The 15,160-nt window shown below is 65.1% G+C and carries 16 protein-coding genes; 9 read left to right on the top strand and 7 right to left on the bottom strand.

Annotation, left to right across the window (positions count from 1 at the left end; all coding sequences use genetic code 11):
* The first annotated feature begins 97 nt into the window (after positions 1 to 97).
* Positions 98 to 1,174, top strand: a complete 1,077-nt coding sequence (locus V5F77_RS17835; RefSeq protein ID WP_429006686.1) for a GlxA family transcriptional regulator — start codon at positions 98 to 100, stop codon at positions 1,172 to 1,174.
* 9 nt (positions 1,175 to 1,183) lie between these two features.
* Here the strand turns inward: V5F77_RS17835 and V5F77_RS17830 are convergent, their stop codons facing one another.
* Together V5F77_RS17830 and V5F77_RS17825 are read right to left on the bottom strand one after the other, a co-directional pair.
* Complete coding sequence (locus tag V5F77_RS17830) at positions 1,184 to 1,693, bottom strand: prolyl-tRNA synthetase associated domain-containing protein (RefSeq protein WP_429006685.1); 510 nt, start codon at positions 1,691 to 1,693, stop codon at positions 1,184 to 1,186.
* Positions 1,694 to 1,813: 120 nt separating this feature from the next.
* Positions 1,814 to 2,707: a LysR family transcriptional regulator gene (locus V5F77_RS17825; RefSeq protein WP_429006684.1), complete on the bottom strand. Its 894-nt coding sequence runs from the start codon at positions 2,705 to 2,707 to the stop codon at positions 1,814 to 1,816.
* A 124-nt stretch (positions 2,708 to 2,831) separates the two neighbouring features.
* Here V5F77_RS17825 and V5F77_RS17820 point away from each other — a divergent pair, with 124 nt between their 5' ends.
* From V5F77_RS17820 to V5F77_RS17790, 7 genes are read left to right on the top strand one after another with little or no spacing between them, the layout of a single operon-like run.
* Positions 2,832 to 3,536, top strand: a complete 705-nt coding sequence (locus tag V5F77_RS17820; protein ID WP_429006683.1) for an isochorismatase family protein — start codon at positions 2,832 to 2,834, stop codon at positions 3,534 to 3,536.
* Between the two features lie 44 nt (positions 3,537 to 3,580).
* Positions 3,581 to 4,648, top strand: coding sequence for an ABC transporter substrate-binding protein (locus tag V5F77_RS17815; protein WP_429006682.1), 1,068 nt, complete (start codon positions 3,581 to 3,583; stop codon positions 4,646 to 4,648).
* Positions 4,621 to 5,562, top strand: coding sequence for an ABC transporter permease (locus V5F77_RS17810; protein ID WP_429006681.1), 942 nt, complete (start codon positions 4,621 to 4,623; stop codon positions 5,560 to 5,562). Before V5F77_RS17815 ends, V5F77_RS17810 begins: the two co-directional genes overlap by 28 nt.
* 1 nt (position 5,563) lies before the next feature.
* Positions 5,564 to 6,370, top strand: coding sequence for an ABC transporter permease (locus V5F77_RS17805; RefSeq protein WP_429006680.1), 807 nt, complete (start codon positions 5,564 to 5,566; stop codon positions 6,368 to 6,370).
* 30 nt (positions 6,371 to 6,400) lie between these two features.
* Positions 6,401 to 7,462 carry an ABC transporter ATP-binding protein gene (locus tag V5F77_RS17800; protein WP_429006679.1) on the top strand — a complete coding sequence of 354 codons (1,062 nt, stop codon included), beginning with the start codon at positions 6,401 to 6,403 and terminating at the stop codon, positions 7,460 to 7,462.
* 55 nt (positions 7,463 to 7,517) lie between these two features.
* Positions 7,518 to 8,492 carry a dipeptidase gene (locus V5F77_RS17795; RefSeq protein WP_429006678.1) on the top strand — a complete coding sequence of 325 codons (975 nt, stop codon included), beginning with the start codon at positions 7,518 to 7,520 and terminating at the stop codon, positions 8,490 to 8,492.
* A gap of 44 nt (positions 8,493 to 8,536) precedes the next feature.
* Positions 8,537 to 9,064, top strand: coding sequence for a DUF5943 domain-containing protein (locus tag V5F77_RS17790; RefSeq protein ID WP_429006677.1), 528 nt, complete (start codon positions 8,537 to 8,539; stop codon positions 9,062 to 9,064).
* A 27-nt stretch (positions 9,065 to 9,091) separates the two neighbouring features.
* Here the strand turns inward: V5F77_RS17790 and V5F77_RS17785 are convergent, their stop codons facing one another.
* Both V5F77_RS17785 and V5F77_RS17780 read right to left on the bottom strand, forming a co-directional pair.
* Complete coding sequence (locus tag V5F77_RS17785) at positions 9,092 to 9,229, bottom strand: hypothetical protein (RefSeq protein WP_429006676.1); 138 nt, start codon at positions 9,227 to 9,229, stop codon at positions 9,092 to 9,094.
* A 271-nt stretch (positions 9,230 to 9,500) separates the two neighbouring features.
* Positions 9,501 to 9,713, bottom strand: a complete 213-nt coding sequence (locus tag V5F77_RS17780) for a cold-shock protein (RefSeq protein WP_429006675.1) — start codon at positions 9,711 to 9,713, stop codon at positions 9,501 to 9,503.
* A gap of 409 nt (positions 9,714 to 10,122) precedes the next feature.
* On the opposite strand from V5F77_RS17780, the gene V5F77_RS17775 reads away from it, so the two are divergent.
* Positions 10,123 to 11,616: a carboxypeptidase M32 gene (locus tag V5F77_RS17775; RefSeq protein WP_429006674.1), complete on the top strand. Its 1,494-nt coding sequence runs from the start codon at positions 10,123 to 10,125 to the stop codon at positions 11,614 to 11,616.
* 3 nt (positions 11,617 to 11,619) lie between these two features.
* Here V5F77_RS17775 and V5F77_RS17770 read toward each other — a convergent pair whose 3' ends face one another.
* From V5F77_RS17770 to mmsB, 3 genes are all read right to left on the bottom strand, one after another.
* Positions 11,620 to 13,146: an AMP-binding protein gene (locus tag V5F77_RS17770; RefSeq protein WP_429006673.1), complete on the bottom strand. Its 1,527-nt coding sequence runs from the start codon at positions 13,144 to 13,146 to the stop codon at positions 11,620 to 11,622.
* Between the two features lie 20 nt (positions 13,147 to 13,166).
* Positions 13,167 to 14,147, bottom strand: a complete 981-nt coding sequence (locus V5F77_RS17765; protein WP_429006672.1) for a quinone oxidoreductase family protein — start codon at positions 14,145 to 14,147, stop codon at positions 13,167 to 13,169.
* Between the two features lie 82 nt (positions 14,148 to 14,229).
* On the bottom strand, positions 14,230 to 15,138 hold the full coding sequence (gene mmsB, locus V5F77_RS17760) for a 3-hydroxyisobutyrate dehydrogenase (RefSeq protein WP_429006671.1): 909 nt from the start codon (positions 15,136 to 15,138) through the stop codon (positions 14,230 to 14,232).
* Positions 15,139 to 15,160: the final 22 nt, after the last annotated feature.

Here is a 15,160-nt window from a genome sequence, read left to right as displayed (position 1 = left end):
AAATGCGACATGTAAGCGACCAACCCGCGCATCCCCTTGGCCGTGCCACCTGCGGGGCCTGTGCGCGCGCCGAAACTGCGCGGGCCCGGTGATGTCCATGGCGACAGCGCCTCGCACGCGGCCGGACGCTTCCGCCGCCGCCCGCCGTCCCGCGGCGCCGGCGGCAAAGCTGCGGGTGGGGTTCGTGCTGATGCACAATTTCACCCTCACCGCCTTTTCCAGCTTCGTGGATGTGGTGCGCCTCGCGGGCGACAAGGGCGATCGCTCACGCCCCATCGACTGCTCCTGGCAATTGATGAGCCCCAATCGCCGGCCGGCGCGCTCATCCTGCGGCATCGAGATCCAGCCCACGGCCGATCTGCTGGACCCGGTGGGTTTCGACTATATCGTGGTGGTCGGCGGCCTCCTGCACGGCATGCCGCCGCTGCCGGCGCCCATCGCCCGCTATCTTGAGGCTGCGGCCCAGGCGGGCGTGACGCTCATCGGCGTGTGCACCGGCTCGTTCGTGCTATGCCGGCTCGGCCTGATGACCCAGCGCAAATGCTGTGTGAGCTGGTATCATTACCGCGATTTCCTGGAGGAATTCCCAGCCCTGGTGCCGGTGGCGGACCGCCTGTTTGTGATCGACCGTGACCGCATCACCTGCTCCGGCGGCGCCGGGGTGGCGGACCTTGCGGCGCGGCTGGTGGCCGATCATCTCGGCCCGGCGACGGCGCAGAAGGCGCTGAACATTCTTCTGATTGACCGTCCCCGCACGGCGGAAAGCGCCCAGCCGGCGCCGCGCCTCGCGGAAGGGACCAGCGATGACGCGCGGGTCTCACGGGCACTGCTGCTGATGGAGCAGAACATTGCCGAGCCGCTGCCGGTTTCAGCGCTCGCCGGCACCCTTCATGTGAGCGTGCGGCAATTGGAGCGGCTGTTTGCCGAGCGTCTGGGGGAGACGCCGCAGGAGAGCTATCTGGCGCTGCGGCTGAAACACGGCCGCTGGATGCTGGCCAATACGGCATTTTCCGCCGGCCAGATCGCGGCGGAATTGGGCTTTGCCGACGGCTCGCACTTCGGCCGCGCGTTCAAGGCCAAGTTTGGCGTGACCCCGGCGGCTTTTCGCAAGGATGCGAAAAGCCCGTCGATGAGCGGTGGGGGCGAGAATGCCGACCGCCGCGTGTTCGAATAGCGGGGCGCGTCACGCCTGTGGGTCTTCCGCCATGGAGATGCGCAGTGGTGTGTGCCCTGTCAGCTCCAGGAACGTGAGCAGGCGCTCCGGGGTGAGGGAGGTGGTCTTCTCATTGGTGAGGGGATGGCAATTGACGAACGGCGCCTCAAGCAGCGCCTCGTCGAGCGCAACCGTCACATGGCGGTCCTTGTCGTTCAGCACCGCCAACAGCGATACCGCGCCCGGCAGCACGCCAAGATGTTCGTAGAGCGCTTCCGCCGAGCCGAAGGAGAGCCCACCGCGCGCACCGATCTTGCCGCGCAGGGCCTTCAAGTCCACCGGCGTATTCTCCTCGATGGACACTAGGAAATAGGTCTTCTTGCCGTCGCGCAGGAACAGGTTCTTGGTGTGGAGGCCGGGAATATCGCCGCGCAGCGCCTGGGATTCCGCCACCGTGTGGACCGGGGGATGGCTATAGGTGCGCGCGTCCATCTGGTTGAGCTCGAGGAAATCCAGCACGTCGTCGGGGGTCAAGGGCATGGGGGCTCGCCTGCTGCGGGGCCGGCCTGTTCGGCCGTCAGGGCCGGGTTCATCGTCCATTTCGGGGAAGATGACAAGGCTGCCCGGCACAGTGCTCCCCTGCGCGGAGCAAGATGTCGTTCAGTTTCCGCCCCAAATGGTGGAGAGGAATTCTGTAAATACCGCGACGCTGGGAGATTGCACCGGGGTCGCCCATACCGCGCAGGTGTAGAGCTTCTCCGGCACGTCGTCGAGATCGCGAATGACGATACCGCGTCGCTGCACATTGCGGACGCAACTGGCATAGACGCTGACCCCGGCGCCCGCTGCGACAAGGCCGAAGATGCCTTCGGAGGAGGAGGCTTCCTGCACGATGTCCGGGGTGAAGCCGGCGCGATGGCAGAGCGAGAACAGGCTCGCGCGATAGGCGCCCCAATTTTCGCCAGAGCCCAGCACGAACGGCTCGCGCGCCAGGTCCGACAGGCGCAGCGCGCGCACGTTGGAGAGCGGGTGGGTGATTGGCAGCAGCGCCACATAGCGGTTGTCGTCGAAGGTGTAGCTGGCCATGCGCGGCTGATCGAACGGCCCGATCATGAAACCGATGTCGATGCGATCGGCCAGCAAAGCCTCCTGCTGCTTCATGGTGGCGTAGAAGGAGAGTTCGAGACGGATTTCTGGCCGGAAACGGCTGAACGCGCGCAGGAATTCGGGCAGGCGGCCGTTGATGGCGAAATCCATGTAGCCGATCCGTAGCACGCCGGTTTCCCCGCTCGCGGTGCGGCGGGCCACCGAAACCGCGCGCTCCAGCCGCTCCAGCGAAAGCCGCACCTCGGCGAGGAAGGCCTTGCCGGCCTCGGTCAGTTCCACCGTGCGGGTGGTGCGCCGCAGCAGCGGCACGCCCACGTCCTGCTCCAGTTCGTTGATCAGGCGGCTCATGCCGGGCTGGGTCATGTGGGCCCGCTTCGCGGCGCGGCTGAAATGCAGTTCCTCCGCCAGGAGCAGGAAGCAGCGCAGATGACGGAGATCGAAACGCATGGGGAATTCATACCCGTTTCGGTATTAAAAAGGCGGAAATAAGAATTTCTCATTTCCAAACCCTGTGCGCAACCTGTCTTCAACCGCCCCCGCAGAGGGGCGCACCAGCACAGGGAATATTGGCATGGCCATCGAGAGCGATCTCGAGGCAGCCCTCGCGGCTGCCTTCCATCAGGCGACGTCCCTCTATCAGGGCCGCGGCTTCCAGCGCCGCGTCGGTTTCGGGCGCCGCCCGGCGCTGATCAATGTGGATCTCGCCAATGCCTGGACCCGCCCCGGCAATCCGTTCACCTGCGAGAAGATCGACGAGGAGATCATCCCCGGCGTCCAGGCCCTGCTCGCCGCCTGCCGCCGCAACGGCCACCCGGTGGTGCACGTCACCACCTGCTATCAGGTCACCGATCCCAACGGCCCCGCCACCGACATGGGCTTGTGGCACAAGAAGATCCCCATCGAGGTGGTGGATCAGTCCAAGCCGGAACTGTGGGCCATCGACAGTCGCATCGAGCCGGTGCCGGGCGAACAGGTGCTGATCAAGAAGCGCGCCTCCGCCTTCCACGGCACCTATCTCGCCGGCTTCCTGCGGGCGAACAATATCGACACCATCCTGGTCACCGGCGTCACCGCCTCGGCGTGCGTGCGCACGACGCTGTGCGACGGTCTGGCCGAAGGCTTCCGCACCATCGCGGTTAAGGAATGCATCGGTGACCGCGTGCCGGGCGCCGTGGCCTGGAACCTGTTCGACATCGACGCCAAGTTCGCCGATGTGGAGCCGCTCTCGCGCTGCGTTGCCTATCTCGACGAAGTCGGTACCCGCGCGGCGGCTTGATCCGCTTTCGCACCCCGCTCCCCAATAAAAATCCAGAGGCGGATATGACGAAATCACTCGAAACCTTGCTTGGCACGCCCTCGCGGCGTGCCGTTCTCGCTGGCATCGGCGCAGGAGCCGTCGCCCTGGCGGCCCCCCGTATCGCGCGCGCGGCGGAGGGGACCCTCGTCGTCTCCAACTGGGGCGGCGACTGGAACGAACGCACCATCAAGTTCGTCGAGGCGCCGCTGGTGGAAAGCCAGGGCATCAAGATCGTCCGCGATCTCGGCATGGAGCCGGAGCGGAAGGCGAAGCTTATCGCCGAGAAGCGCCTGAAGCGCGGCAGCATCGACGTCATCCACATCAACGAGGGCGACAGCGTCGAACTGTTCGGGCAGGAGGTGATCTCGGACATCGATTTCACCAAGGTGCCGAATTACGCGGACGTGGTGCCGGCGCTGAAGTCCAAGCCCTTCTTCGTGCCGTGGCTCTATAGCGGCGTGTCGATCATCTACAACAAGGACAAGGTACCGAACCCGCCAAAGTCCTATGAAGAGCTGTGGGACAAGAAATGGGCCGGAAAGCTCGGCCTCACCAACCAGCTGTATTTCAACTACATCATGATGGCCGGCCTGATCAAAGGTGGGAACGTCACCAATACCGAGGCCGGCAAGGAGCGGCTGATCCAGTTGAGGGAGCTGACCCAGCCCCGCATCTATGCCGCCCACCAGCAGCTCGGCGCCGGGCTCGTCAACGGCGAGGTGGACATCGCGGTGAACTACAAGGCGCGCGGTCTGCAATGGGCCAATGACGGCGCCCCGCTCGCGATCCAATATCCCTCCGAAGGCGCCATCGCCGTGATGTTCGGTGCCTCCCTGCCGACGCGCGCCCCGAGCCCGGATCTTGCCTCTATCTATTTCAACGCCATGCTGGACCGCAAAGCCATGGCGGGGCTCGCCGGCGCAAGCTTCTACGCCCCTGCCAACGGCAAGGCGGAGCTTTCGCCCGAACTGAAGGCGAAGGTGGATTTCACCGCGGCCGAAGCAGCCGCCCTGAAATTCCCCGATTATCAGCACGTGGCGAAGAATACGGCGGAATGGCTGGAATGGTGGAACAAGAACATCGCGAGATGACCGAGGCTGCGATGAATTCCGCCACCGCAACCGTGCCCCTTCCCGCGTCCCCCACGCGGGAAGGCCGGCGCCGCTCGCCGGCCTTCGGCCTCGCGGCGCCGGCGACCCTCTTCGTCGTACTGGCCCTCCTCGGTCCGCTCGCCCTGATGTTCCGTTATAGCCTGAACCGCTTCGTACCGGGACAGATGATGGTGGAGGCGCTGACGTTCGCCAATTACCAGAAGTTCTTTGCCGACAGCTTCTATCAGCACGTGCTTTTCACCACCGTGTGGATTTCCGCCGTTTCGACCCTGCTGTGCTTGGTCGCAGGTTTCCCTGTCGCCTATTTCCTGGTGCGGCAGGCGAGCGCGAAGTGGAAGGGCCGCCTGCTGCTGCTCATCATCCTGCCCTTGCTCATGGGCAATGCGGTGCGCACCGCCGCCTGGATGGTGATCCTTGGCGACAAGGGCCTGTTCAATGCCACCATCGGCACGCTCGGCCTGTCATCGGTGAAGCTGATGTATACGCCGATCGCGGTGATCATCGGCCTGGTCTCGGTGATGCTGCCGTTCATGATCGTGACCTTGCAGAGCGTGCTGGAAGGCATCGACGAGAATCTCGAATCCGCTGCCGCAAGTCTCGGTGCCGGCCATGCCACGATCCTGAAGCGGGTGGTGCTGCCACTCGCCTTGCCGGGGCTGCTGGCGGGCACCATGCTGTGCTTCATCCTCTCGATGAATGCCTATGCGACGCCGGTGCTGATCGGCGGCCCGCAGTTCCACATGATGGCGCCCACCGTTTACCAGCAGGTGGCGAAAGCCATGAACTGGCCGTTTGGCGCGGCGCTGGCGTTCGTGCTGATGGGCGTGACCCTGGTGCTGACCACCACCGCCAATGCGCTCGTGCAGCGGCATTACCGACGCTGGAGCGAGTGAGATGGGACAGGTCGCGATCAATCGCATCTATGCCGCGCTCTCGGCGCTGGTGCTGGCCTTCGTGGTGCTACCGCTGGCGGCGATCGTGTGGGTGAGCTTCTTCGCCAACAAGATCCTCTCCTTCCCGCCCACGGGCTATACGCTCTCCTGGTATGCCCGCGCCTGGGAGCAGGATGCGTTCCGCGACGGCTTCATCACCAGCGTACAGACGGCGACCTGTGCCGTGGTGATCTCGCTCGCGCTCGGCGTGCCAGCCAGCCTTGCCCTGGTGCGCTATCGCTTCCCCGGACGGGATGCGATCCAGACCCTGCTGCTCGCGCCCATGATCGTGCCGGGCATCGTCGGCGGCGCGGCGCTGTTCATGGCCTTCATCGAGCTGGAAGTCCTGTTCGACGTGGAAGTCGCCGGCACCTTGCCGGGGCTTCTGGTGGCTCACGGGCTGATCGCGCTGCCGTGGACGGTGCGGCTGGTCACGGCGTCCCTGGCGGGAACCAACCGCTCGTTCGAGGAGGCGGCGGCCTCCCTGGGGGCGGGACCGCTCACGGTGTTCTTCCGTGTGACGCTGCCGCTCATCAAGCCGGCGCTGGTGGCGGCGGCGCTGTTCTCGTTCGTGATCTCGTTCATTGACCTGGAGAAGTCGATCTTCCTGGTCGGCCCCGGCCGCACGACGCTGCAGATCGCCCTGGTGTCCTACCTGGAATGGAACCTCGATTCCACGGTGGCGGCGGTGGCGACGGTGCAAATTCTCATCATCGGCGCGCTGTTGCTGGTCAGCGACCGTTACGCACGATTGGCCCGCGCCTTCTGAAAAGGTCCGGTTCTGGAAAACGGGTGAGCCATGTCCGACGTCGTCCTCCATTCCATCGTCAAGCGCTATGAGTCCATGCTCGCCGTGGACAATGTCTCGCTGAACATTCGCCACGGCGAACTGGTGGCGCTGCTTGGGCCGTCGGGCTGCGGCAAGACCACCATCCTGCGCATGATTGCCGGCTTCGTGCCGGTGAGCGAAGGGCGGATCACGGTGGGCGGGCGCGACCTGACCACCTTGCCGCCGGCCAAGCGCAACATGGGCTTCGGCTTTCAGAATTACGCGCTGTTCCCACACATGAGCGTGGCCCAGAATGTCGCGTTCGGCCTTGAGATGCGCAAGCTTCCAAAAGTCGACATCGCCCGCAAGGTGAAACTGGCATTGGACCGGGTGCGCCTCGGCCATCTCGCCGAGCGCCTGCCGAAGCAATTGTCCGGCGGCCAGCAGCAGCGCGTGGCACTGGCCCGTGCCCTGGTGATCGAGCCCGACGTGCTGCTGCTGGACGAGCCGCTCTCCAATCTCGACGCGCAGTTGCGCAACGACATGAAGCTTGAGATCCGCGAGATCCAGCATTCGCTCGGCATCACGACGATTTTTGTCACCCACGACCAGGACGAGGCGCTTTCGGTGGCCGACCGGGTGGTGGTGATGCGCGCCGGCCGGATCGAGCAGCAGGGCACGCCGGACGAGGTCTTCTCCACGCCCGGTTCCCAGTTCGTCGCCGAATTCATGGGTGTGACCAATCTGCTGCAGGGCCGGGCGGAAGGCAGGGACCGGTTTCGCCTCGCGACCGGCGAATTGGTTGCGGTGCCCGCCGCAAGCCCCACCGAAGGGGAGTTCGCCATCGCGGTGCGACCGGAAAGCGTAAGCCTCGGGGCCCGCGACCCTCTCTCCTCCAACGCCTTGTTCGCGCAGATCGACCTTGCCACCTATCGCGGTCTGGTCATCGACTACCGGCTCAAGACGGCCTCCGGACTCACAATCATCGCCCGCCGTCCCTCCCCCGCGGTTGGCGGCCCGGCGCCGCTGATAGCTGGGGAGAAGGTGCAGATGTCCTGGCGGCCCGAGGCCGGGGTCCTCGTGCCACTATAGAGCAGTGCGCCTCTAAATTTCGATTTTCTTTACGTTCGTTCACGAGGAACAGATCTTGTCCAAGCTCCACGACTCGCTCGTCGTCATCGACGGCCTCATCATCTCGGATTTCAGCCGGCCGGTGTTCGAGGACATGCGCAAGGGCGGCCTTACCGCGGCCAACTGCACCTGCTGCGTATGGGAAAATTTCACCGAGACCATGCGCAACGTGGCGAAATGGAAGCAAGACTTCCGCGCCAACGCCGACCTGATCACCCAGGTCTACACGACGGAAGACATCCTGCGGGCCAAGGCCGAAAACAAGACCGGCATCATCCTCGGCTGGCAGAACACCTCCGGCATCGAAGATCATATCGAATATCTGGAGCTGTTTCAGGAACTGGGCGTGCGCATCATTCAGATGACGTACAACACGCAGAACTGGGTAGGCTCTGGCTGCTACGAGGGCACGGACAGCGGCCTGTCCGATTTCGGCCATGACGTGGTGGCGGAGATGAACCGGCTCGGCATTCTGTGCGATCTCTCCCATGTCGGCCCGAAGACCTCGGAAGATGTCATCGTCGCGTCCAAGCAGCGCGTCGCCTATTCCCACTGCCTGCCTGCCGGCCTGAAGGCGCACAAGCGCAACAAGACCGACGAACAATTGCGCTTCATCGCCGACAAGGGCGGCTTCATCGGCGTCACCATGTTCCCGCCATTCCTGCAGAAGGGGCCGGAGGCGACCGTGGGCGATTATGTCGAGGCGATGGAATATGTCATCAACATCGCGGGCGAGGATATCGTCGGCGTGGGCACAGACTTCACCCAGGGCTACGGCAAGCCGTTCTTCGACTGGATCACCCACGACAAGGGCTTCGGCCGCAAGCTCACGGATTTCGGTGCCGTGATCAATCCCGAAGGATTCCGCGAGATCGGCGATTTCCCGAACCTCACCGCGGCCATGGAGCAGCGCGGCTGGGCGACCGGGCGCATCGAGAAGGTGATGGGCGGCAATTGGCTGCAATTGCTGAAGGATGTGTGGGGCAAGTGAGCCCCGCGCGTCGCTCTCCCGCCGCGAGCTGAAAGAGACGTGACATGGCAAAGCCGGAAATCGAAATCGACGTGGATCCGCAGACCGGGCGCTGGTTCGTCGACCAGATGCCCATGATCCTGGTGCCCCAGCATTTCTACAACAACAACCATTTCGCCATTGAAGAGGCGCTGGGCGCGCAGGCGTTCGACGCCGCGCTGGCACCCGCCGGGCACACCTCGGCCTATGTGTGGTGCAAGAAGCAGAGCGAGGTCTACGCTCTTAAGGGGGCGGACGTGTTCGCCCATTATATGAAGCGCCTGTCACAGCGCGGATGGGGGCTGTTCTCCATCCTCGCCATCGATCCGGCGGCGGGAATGGCCACCATCAGGCTCGACCATTCCTCCTTCGTCACGGACGCGACGCGCGGCGCGAACCGCAAGCTCTGCTACATGTTCGCGCCCTGGCTCGCCGGGGCGCTGGAATTCGTGTGTGAGCAGCAGGGGGCGCCCCGCAAGCTTGCGTCAAAGGAGGTGCAATGCGCCGCCGAGGGGCACGATTTCTGTCTGTTCGAGGTGACGCCGGCCACATGAGCCCGGCGCCCGGATCCGCCGTGCGAATCAGCCCTTCTTCTTGGGCATTGCGGCGGGGGTGAGCAGGCCCTTGGTCATGAGGCCGGCTGTGGAGGGGGCGGCTGCCACCTTTACGGCCTTCGGCTTGCGGACTTCACGGTTGCTGCGTTTTTGTGATTTTGCCATGGATGTCTCCTGCGTCCGGGAATGAGGTCGGCGCAAACGAAAAAAAGCCCCGCGACCTGGAAAGGTGCGGGGCCATGAGGCGTTGAATGCGTCGCCCGGTGGACCAGGTGGCGCAAAGCGCCGTATCTGGCTTACCAAGTTTGGCGCGAAACGCCTCTTCAGGCTTCATGCGGTCGCGGATCGATCGAGATGCTGCCAGTACATCCGTGGTCGGCATCTCAGAGATTTCGCGAACTTCGGGCCGGCGGGAAACCCGGCGGCCGCGCTGCAATCAGTCCAGAACGGTCAGCTTGTCGGCCGACATCTTGCCGCTCTTGCGATCGGGCACGAGTTCGAAGCCGACCTTCTGGCCTTCCCGAAGGTCGCCAAGACCCGAGCGCTCGACGGCGCTGATGTGCACGAAGGCATCGCTGCCACCGTCGTCCGGCGCGATGAATCCGAAGCCCTTTTGAGCGTTAAACCACTTCACGGTTCCCGTAGACATGGGAATCCCTCTTCATAGACATAGATCTGCTGGCGCGTAGCCAAGGCCACGCGCTGTCGAAATCGCATTTTTCAGGCAAGAAGAATTTCAGTTCGGCGCGGAATTAAATCGGCGCAAAGCCAAGTCATCTGGCTATCTATCGACAGGCTCAATATAGGGGGGTCCCTCGCGGAATACAAGAGCGATAAATCTGGCGTCGGCAAAACGCGCTGCAGAATGGGGTTGAAGGCCGCCTGTCACAAGGCGGGTGTGCGGGTCTTGCCGGCCCAGGCAGGGGAATTGGCCTGATTCCACCAGGGCGATCGCGGCGCTGAAGGGCCGAGCAGCAACCGGGTCGCAGTCGAGCTCACGGAAAAACTGGGCTATCACAATCCGGCGCGCGCGGACCTGCGCGGCTGGGGACCCCGTGATGACCGCCTATTCCGATCTCTCCGCTCATTTTGATCGTATCGCCGCTTTGTCCAACGCGGTCGGCATCCTGCAATGGGACAATTCGGCGATGATGCCCAAGGGCGCCGCCGGGACCCGCTCCGACAGCATGGCTCTGCTGCATGTGCTGCGCCACGGCATGGTAACGGACGCGCGCATCGGCGATTTGTTGGACGAAGCCGACAAGGACAATGGGCTCGGCGCCTGGGAGCGAGCCAATCTGCGCGAGATCCGCCGCATCTGGACGGTGGAGACCGCTCTGCCGCCGGATCTGGTGGAAGCTTCCAGCAAGGCGGTGTCGGCCTGCGAGATGATCTGGCGGCAGGCGCGCGCCGATGCCGATTTCAAGGCCCTGCTGCCTTCGCTCGGGGAAGTGCTGAAACTGCAGCGCGAGATCGGCCGTGCCAAGGGCGAGAAGCTCGGCCTTTCCCCCTATGACGCGCTGCTGAACGATTATGAGCCGGGCGGCCATTCCAGCCGCATCGATGCCCTGTTCGACGATCTCGCCGACTTCCTGCCCGCCTTCACCGAGGACGTTCTGGCGATCCAGGCCAGCCGCCCCGCCGATCGGGCGCTGGAAGGTCCGTTCCCCGTGGAGGCGCAGCGCGCACTCGGCCTCAAGATGATGGCGATCGTGGGGTTCGATTTCGAGCGCGGGCGGCTCGATGTCTCCACCCATCCCTTCTGCGGCGGCGCCGACAATGATGTGCGCATCACCACCCGCTACAATGAGGCGGATTTCACCAGCGCCCTCATGGGTGTGATGCACGAAACCGGCCATGCGCTCTACGAGCAGGGTCGCCCGCAAGCCTATCTCAGCCAGCCGGTCTCCATGGCGCGCGGCATGAGCGTGCATGAGAGCCAGTCTCTGCTGATGGAGATGCAGGCCTGCCGCTCGCGCGAATTCATCCGCTATGCCGCCCCCATCATGCGCGAGGCGTTCGGCGGCAGCGGTCCGGGCTGGGAGGCGGATGCGTTGTGGCGGCGCTATACCCGGGTCGAGCGCGGCTTCATCCGCGTCGATGCGGACGAGGTCACCTATCCCGCCCATGTCATCCTGCGCTATCGCCTGGAAAAGGCGCTGATCGCCGATGAGATGCCGCTGTCCGAGCTACCCGCCGCCTGGAATTCCGGGATGCAGGATCTGCTCGGCGTCACGCCGCCCGATGACCGCCTTGGCTGCCTGCAGGATATTCACTGGCCGAGCGGCGGCTGGGGCTATTTCCCCACCTATACGCTGGGCGCCATGACGGCGGCGCAGGTGTTCGACGCCGCCTGCAAGGCTGATACGGACATCCTGCCCGGCATCGGCAAGGGCGATTTCTCGCCGCTCCTGCACTGGCTGCGCGCAAACATCCACAGCCAGGGTTCGCTTTATGAGACCGACGAGCTGCTGACCCGCGCCACCGGCCGGCCGCTGGATGCCTCGGTGTTCAAGGCCCACCTCATCCGCCGCTACGCCAGCGCGGCATAAGGCTCACGCCGGGTCGTCGCCATGCTGGAAAATTCCGGCATGGAGGCGGCGCAGCTCGGTCTTCTGCACCTTGCCCATGGCGTTGCGGGGCAAGGTGTCCTGCACGATGACGTGCTTGGGCAGCTTATAGCGGGCAAGCTCGCCCGAGAGGCCGGCGAGTAGCATTTCAGGCTCAGGCCCCAGGCTGCCGGGCCGGCGTTCCACCACCGCGATCACGCCTTCGCCGAAATCGGGATGGGGCACGCCGATGACGGCGCAATCCTCAACTCCGTCGAGGCGGGCGAGGGCGGCTTCCACTTCCCGGGGATAGACATTGTAGCCGCCGGAGATGATGAGATCTTTCGCCCGGCCGACGATGGTGATGCGGCGTTCTTCGTCCATGCGGGCGAGATCGCCGGTGCGAAAGAAACCGTCGAGCGTAAAATCCTGCTGCGTCTGTTCCGGCATGCGCCAATAACCGGCGAAGACGTTGGGTCCGCGCAGCACCACCTCGCCCACCTCGCCGCGCGGCACCTCCGTGCCAGCGTCGCCGAAGATGCGCACATCCACACCTGGCACGGCGAAGCCCACCGTGCCCTGGATGCGTTCGCCCGCCAAAGGGTTGGAGGCGATGATGGCGGTCTCGGTGGTGCCGTAGCGCTCCAGAATGGCGTGGCCGGTGCGCGCGCGAAACGCATCGAACGTCGCGCCCGAGAGCGGGGCCGAGCCGCTGGTGAACAAGCGCATGGGGGCGCACAGATCGTGCGTCAGCCGGGCATCGCCCAGCAGGCGCGTATAGAGCGTCGGCACGCCCATGAAGAGGGTGGAGCGCGGCAAGAGATCGATCACCGGCTCCACTGCGAATTTCGGCAGAAACCACATGGGCGCGCCGGCGGCGAGCGCGCAATTGATGGCGATGAACAGGCCGTGCGCATGGAACACGGGCAGCGCATGCAGCAGCACGTCGTCGCCGGTGATGCCCCATAAGTCATTGAGCGCCTCGGCGGCGAAGATGAGATTGCCATGGGTAATCATGGCGCCTTTGGCGCGGCCGGTGGTGCCGGAGGTGTAGAGGATGGCGGCGAGATCGCCGCGGGCGCGGGGTACGCTCGCCTGCAGGGGGACGACGTCCTCAGCCGCCGTGCTCAATGTGCCAGAGCCGGTGGCGTCCAGGGTGAAGCGGGCGCAGTGCGTCGGCAAATGGGGGGCGAGACCCGCCATGGCGTGGGGCTGGCCGACGAACACGGTGGGGGCCGCATCGCCGAGGAAGGCCGCCATTTCGTGCGGCGTATAGGCGGTGTTGAGCGGCAGATAGACCGCGCCCGCCTTCAGGCAGGCGAGATAGAGGGCGACCGCTTGAGCGCTCTTCTCCACCTGCGCCGCCACCCGGTCCCCCGGCGCGACGCCAGCATTCAGCAGCACCTGCGCGAGCCGGCCCGCAGCATCCTGGAGCCGCGCCCGGCTCCATACGTTCCCTGCGCTCAGGGTGAGGGCCGAGGCCTCGCCGCCAATTGCTGCGGGAAAAAGCAAATTGAACAGATTGTGGCTCATGGCGGGGTTTTTGGCAGGGTTCATGGCAGCAATACGATGGAGCCGGTGGTGCTTCGTGCCTCAAGCGCGCGATGCACCTGCGCGACGTCCGCCAGAGGTGCGGTCAGGCCGATGTCCACCTTGATCGCCGACGACAGCAGCGCCTCGAACACGCCCTGTGCCAAGGCGAGGATGCTGGCGCGATCCTTCACGAAGGTCGCAAGCGTCGGCTTGGCGAGAAACAGCGAGCCCTTCTGCGCCAGCACGCTGATGTCGAACGGCGGCACCGGGCCGCTCGCCTGGCCGAAATTCACCATCATGCCCAGCGGTCGCAGCGTATCCAGCGATTGGTCGAACGTATCGCGGCCGATGGAATCGAACACCGCATCCACCCCCGCGCCATGGGTGTAGGCCCGCGCCTCGGCGACGAAATCCTGTTCGCCGCTCACCACCACATGGGCGCAGCCGGAGGCGCGGGCGATCTCGGCCTTCGCGGCGGAACCGACGGTGCCGATCACCTTCGCGCCGAGATGGGTCGCCCATTGGCACAGGATGCGCCCGACCCCGCCGGCCGCCGCATGCACCAGGATCGTGTCGCCAGCCTTCACGGGATAGATGCGGTGGATCAGATAGAAAGCGGTCGCGCCCTTCAGCAGGGCCGCTGCGGCGGTGGCGTCGTCGATGCCGTCGGGGATCTTCAGGGTCCGCCACGCGGGAAGGGTGCGCCGCTCCGCATAGGCGCCCAGCACGTTCCAATAAGCGACCCGGTCGCCCGCCTTCAATTCGGTGACGCCCGGCCCCACCTGCTCGACGATGCCGGCCGCCTCCACGCCCAGGATGGCGGGACGGGGAATGGCATATTGGCCGGAGGTGACGGAGCGGTGGTAAGTGTCCACGAGATTGACGCCGATGGCGGTGTGCCTCAGCAGCACCTCGTCGGCGCCGGGCGCGGCAACCTCCACGTCTTCCAGCCTCAGCACGTCGGGGCCGCCGGCCTCGTGGACGCGGATCGCCTTGTTCATCTCGCCTTGCTCCGGTTTCTTGGGGCGGCGGGACGGTCGCCGCATCCACGCGCGAAAGTTTCCCGTGGATGCGGCATGCCGCTCAGCCCTTTTGCGGCGTGCTCATGCGCCCCGAGAGCAGGTTGAACACATAGCTGAAGTCGCGTTCGCCATAGCCGGCGGCCACCACCGTCTGATAGATCGCGGCGGCGGCACCCGCGAGCGGCGTGGCCGCGCCGCCCACGCCCGCTTCCTGCTGGGACAGGCGCATGTCCTTCAGCATCATGGCCACCGTGAAGCCGGGGTCATAGCCGCGATTGGCGGGCGAGGTCGGCACCGGGCCGGGCACCGGGCAATAGGATTGCAGCGCCCAGCAATTGCCCGAGGATTTGGTCATCACGTCATAGACGGTCTGATTGTCGAGCCCGAGCTTCTCGGCCAGTGTGAACACTTCGCTGATGGCCACCATGCTCATGCCGGCCATCATGTTGTTGCAGATCTTCAGCGCCTGCCCGAGGCCCGCTTCGCCCACATGGAAGAAGTTGGCGCCCATGGCCTGGAGGATCGGCAGTGCGCGCGCATAGCCGTCCTTCGTTCCGCCGACCATGAAGGTGAGCTTGCCACTTTCCGCCGCCGGCACCGCCCCGGAGACGGGAGCATCCACCATCTCGAACCCAGCAGCGATGGCTGCCTTGCTCACCGCCCGCGCGCTCGCAACATCGATGGTGGAGCTGTCGATGAGGATCGCCTGCTTCGGGGCGCTGGCGAGAATGCCGCCCGGTCCCTCATAGACTTCGCGCACATGGCGGCCCGTGGGCACCATGGTGACGATGGTATCGGCACCGGCGACCGCCTCCGCGATGCTGCCGGCTGCCCGTCCGCCCGCCGCCACAAGGGCGTCGCGCGCGGCTGGCGAGAGATCGAAACCGGTGACGGTGTGGCCGGCCTTGATGAGGTTCGCGCTCATGGGCCGGCCCATGTTGCCGAGCCCGATAAAGGTCACGTTTGGCATTTCAACTCCCCTTATGGCCGGT

It is taken from the genome of Roseixanthobacter psychrophilus, from assembly GCF_043195195.1.
GTDB lineage: Bacteria > Pseudomonadota > Alphaproteobacteria > Rhizobiales > Xanthobacteraceae > NCEH01.
Note: the sequence above shows the minus strand (reverse complement) of the source record. Positions and strands in the feature narration are given on the sequence as shown.

What these genes read in the sequence shown, in the direction of transcription:
- V5F77_RS17835 (WP_429006686.1), top strand. Translation starts at nt 98, where the DNA reads ATGGCGACAGCGCCTCGCACGCGGCCGGACGCTTCCGCCGCCGCCCGC.
- V5F77_RS17830 (WP_429006685.1), bottom strand. Translation starts at nt 1,693, where the DNA reads ATGCCCTTGACCCCCGACGACGTGCTGGATTTCCTCGAGCTCAACCAG.
- V5F77_RS17825 (WP_429006684.1), bottom strand. Translation starts at nt 2,707, where the DNA reads ATGCGTTTCGATCTCCGTCATCTGCGCTGCTTCCTGCTCCTGGCGGAG.
- V5F77_RS17820 (WP_429006683.1), top strand. Translation starts at nt 2,832, where the DNA reads ATGGCCATCGAGAGCGATCTCGAGGCAGCCCTCGCGGCTGCCTTCCAT.
- V5F77_RS17815 (WP_429006682.1), top strand. Translation starts at nt 3,581, where the DNA reads ATGACGAAATCACTCGAAACCTTGCTTGGCACGCCCTCGCGGCGTGCC.
- V5F77_RS17810 (WP_429006681.1), top strand. Translation starts at nt 4,621, where the DNA reads ATGGTGGAACAAGAACATCGCGAGATGACCGAGGCTGCGATGAATTCC.
- V5F77_RS17805 (WP_429006680.1), top strand. Translation starts at nt 5,564, where the DNA reads ATGGGACAGGTCGCGATCAATCGCATCTATGCCGCGCTCTCGGCGCTG.
- V5F77_RS17800 (WP_429006679.1), top strand. Translation starts at nt 6,401, where the DNA reads ATGTCCGACGTCGTCCTCCATTCCATCGTCAAGCGCTATGAGTCCATG.
- V5F77_RS17790 (WP_429006677.1), top strand. Translation starts at nt 8,537, where the DNA reads ATGGCAAAGCCGGAAATCGAAATCGACGTGGATCCGCAGACCGGGCGC.
- V5F77_RS17785 (WP_429006676.1), bottom strand. Translation starts at nt 9,229, where the DNA reads ATGGCAAAATCACAAAAACGCAGCAACCGTGAAGTCCGCAAGCCGAAG.
- V5F77_RS17780 (WP_429006675.1), bottom strand. Translation starts at nt 9,713, where the DNA reads ATGTCTACGGGAACCGTGAAGTGGTTTAACGCTCAAAAGGGCTTCGGA.
- V5F77_RS17775 (WP_429006674.1), top strand. Translation starts at nt 10,123, where the DNA reads ATGACCGCCTATTCCGATCTCTCCGCTCATTTTGATCGTATCGCCGCT.
- V5F77_RS17770 (WP_429006673.1), bottom strand. Translation starts at nt 13,146, where the DNA reads ATGAGCCACAATCTGTTCAATTTGCTTTTTCCCGCAGCAATTGGCGGC.
- V5F77_RS17765 (WP_429006672.1), bottom strand. Translation starts at nt 14,147, where the DNA reads ATGAACAAGGCGATCCGCGTCCACGAGGCCGGCGGCCCCGACGTGCTG.
- mmsB (WP_429006671.1), bottom strand. Translation starts at nt 15,138, where the DNA reads ATGCCAAACGTGACCTTTATCGGGCTCGGCAACATGGGCCGGCCCATG.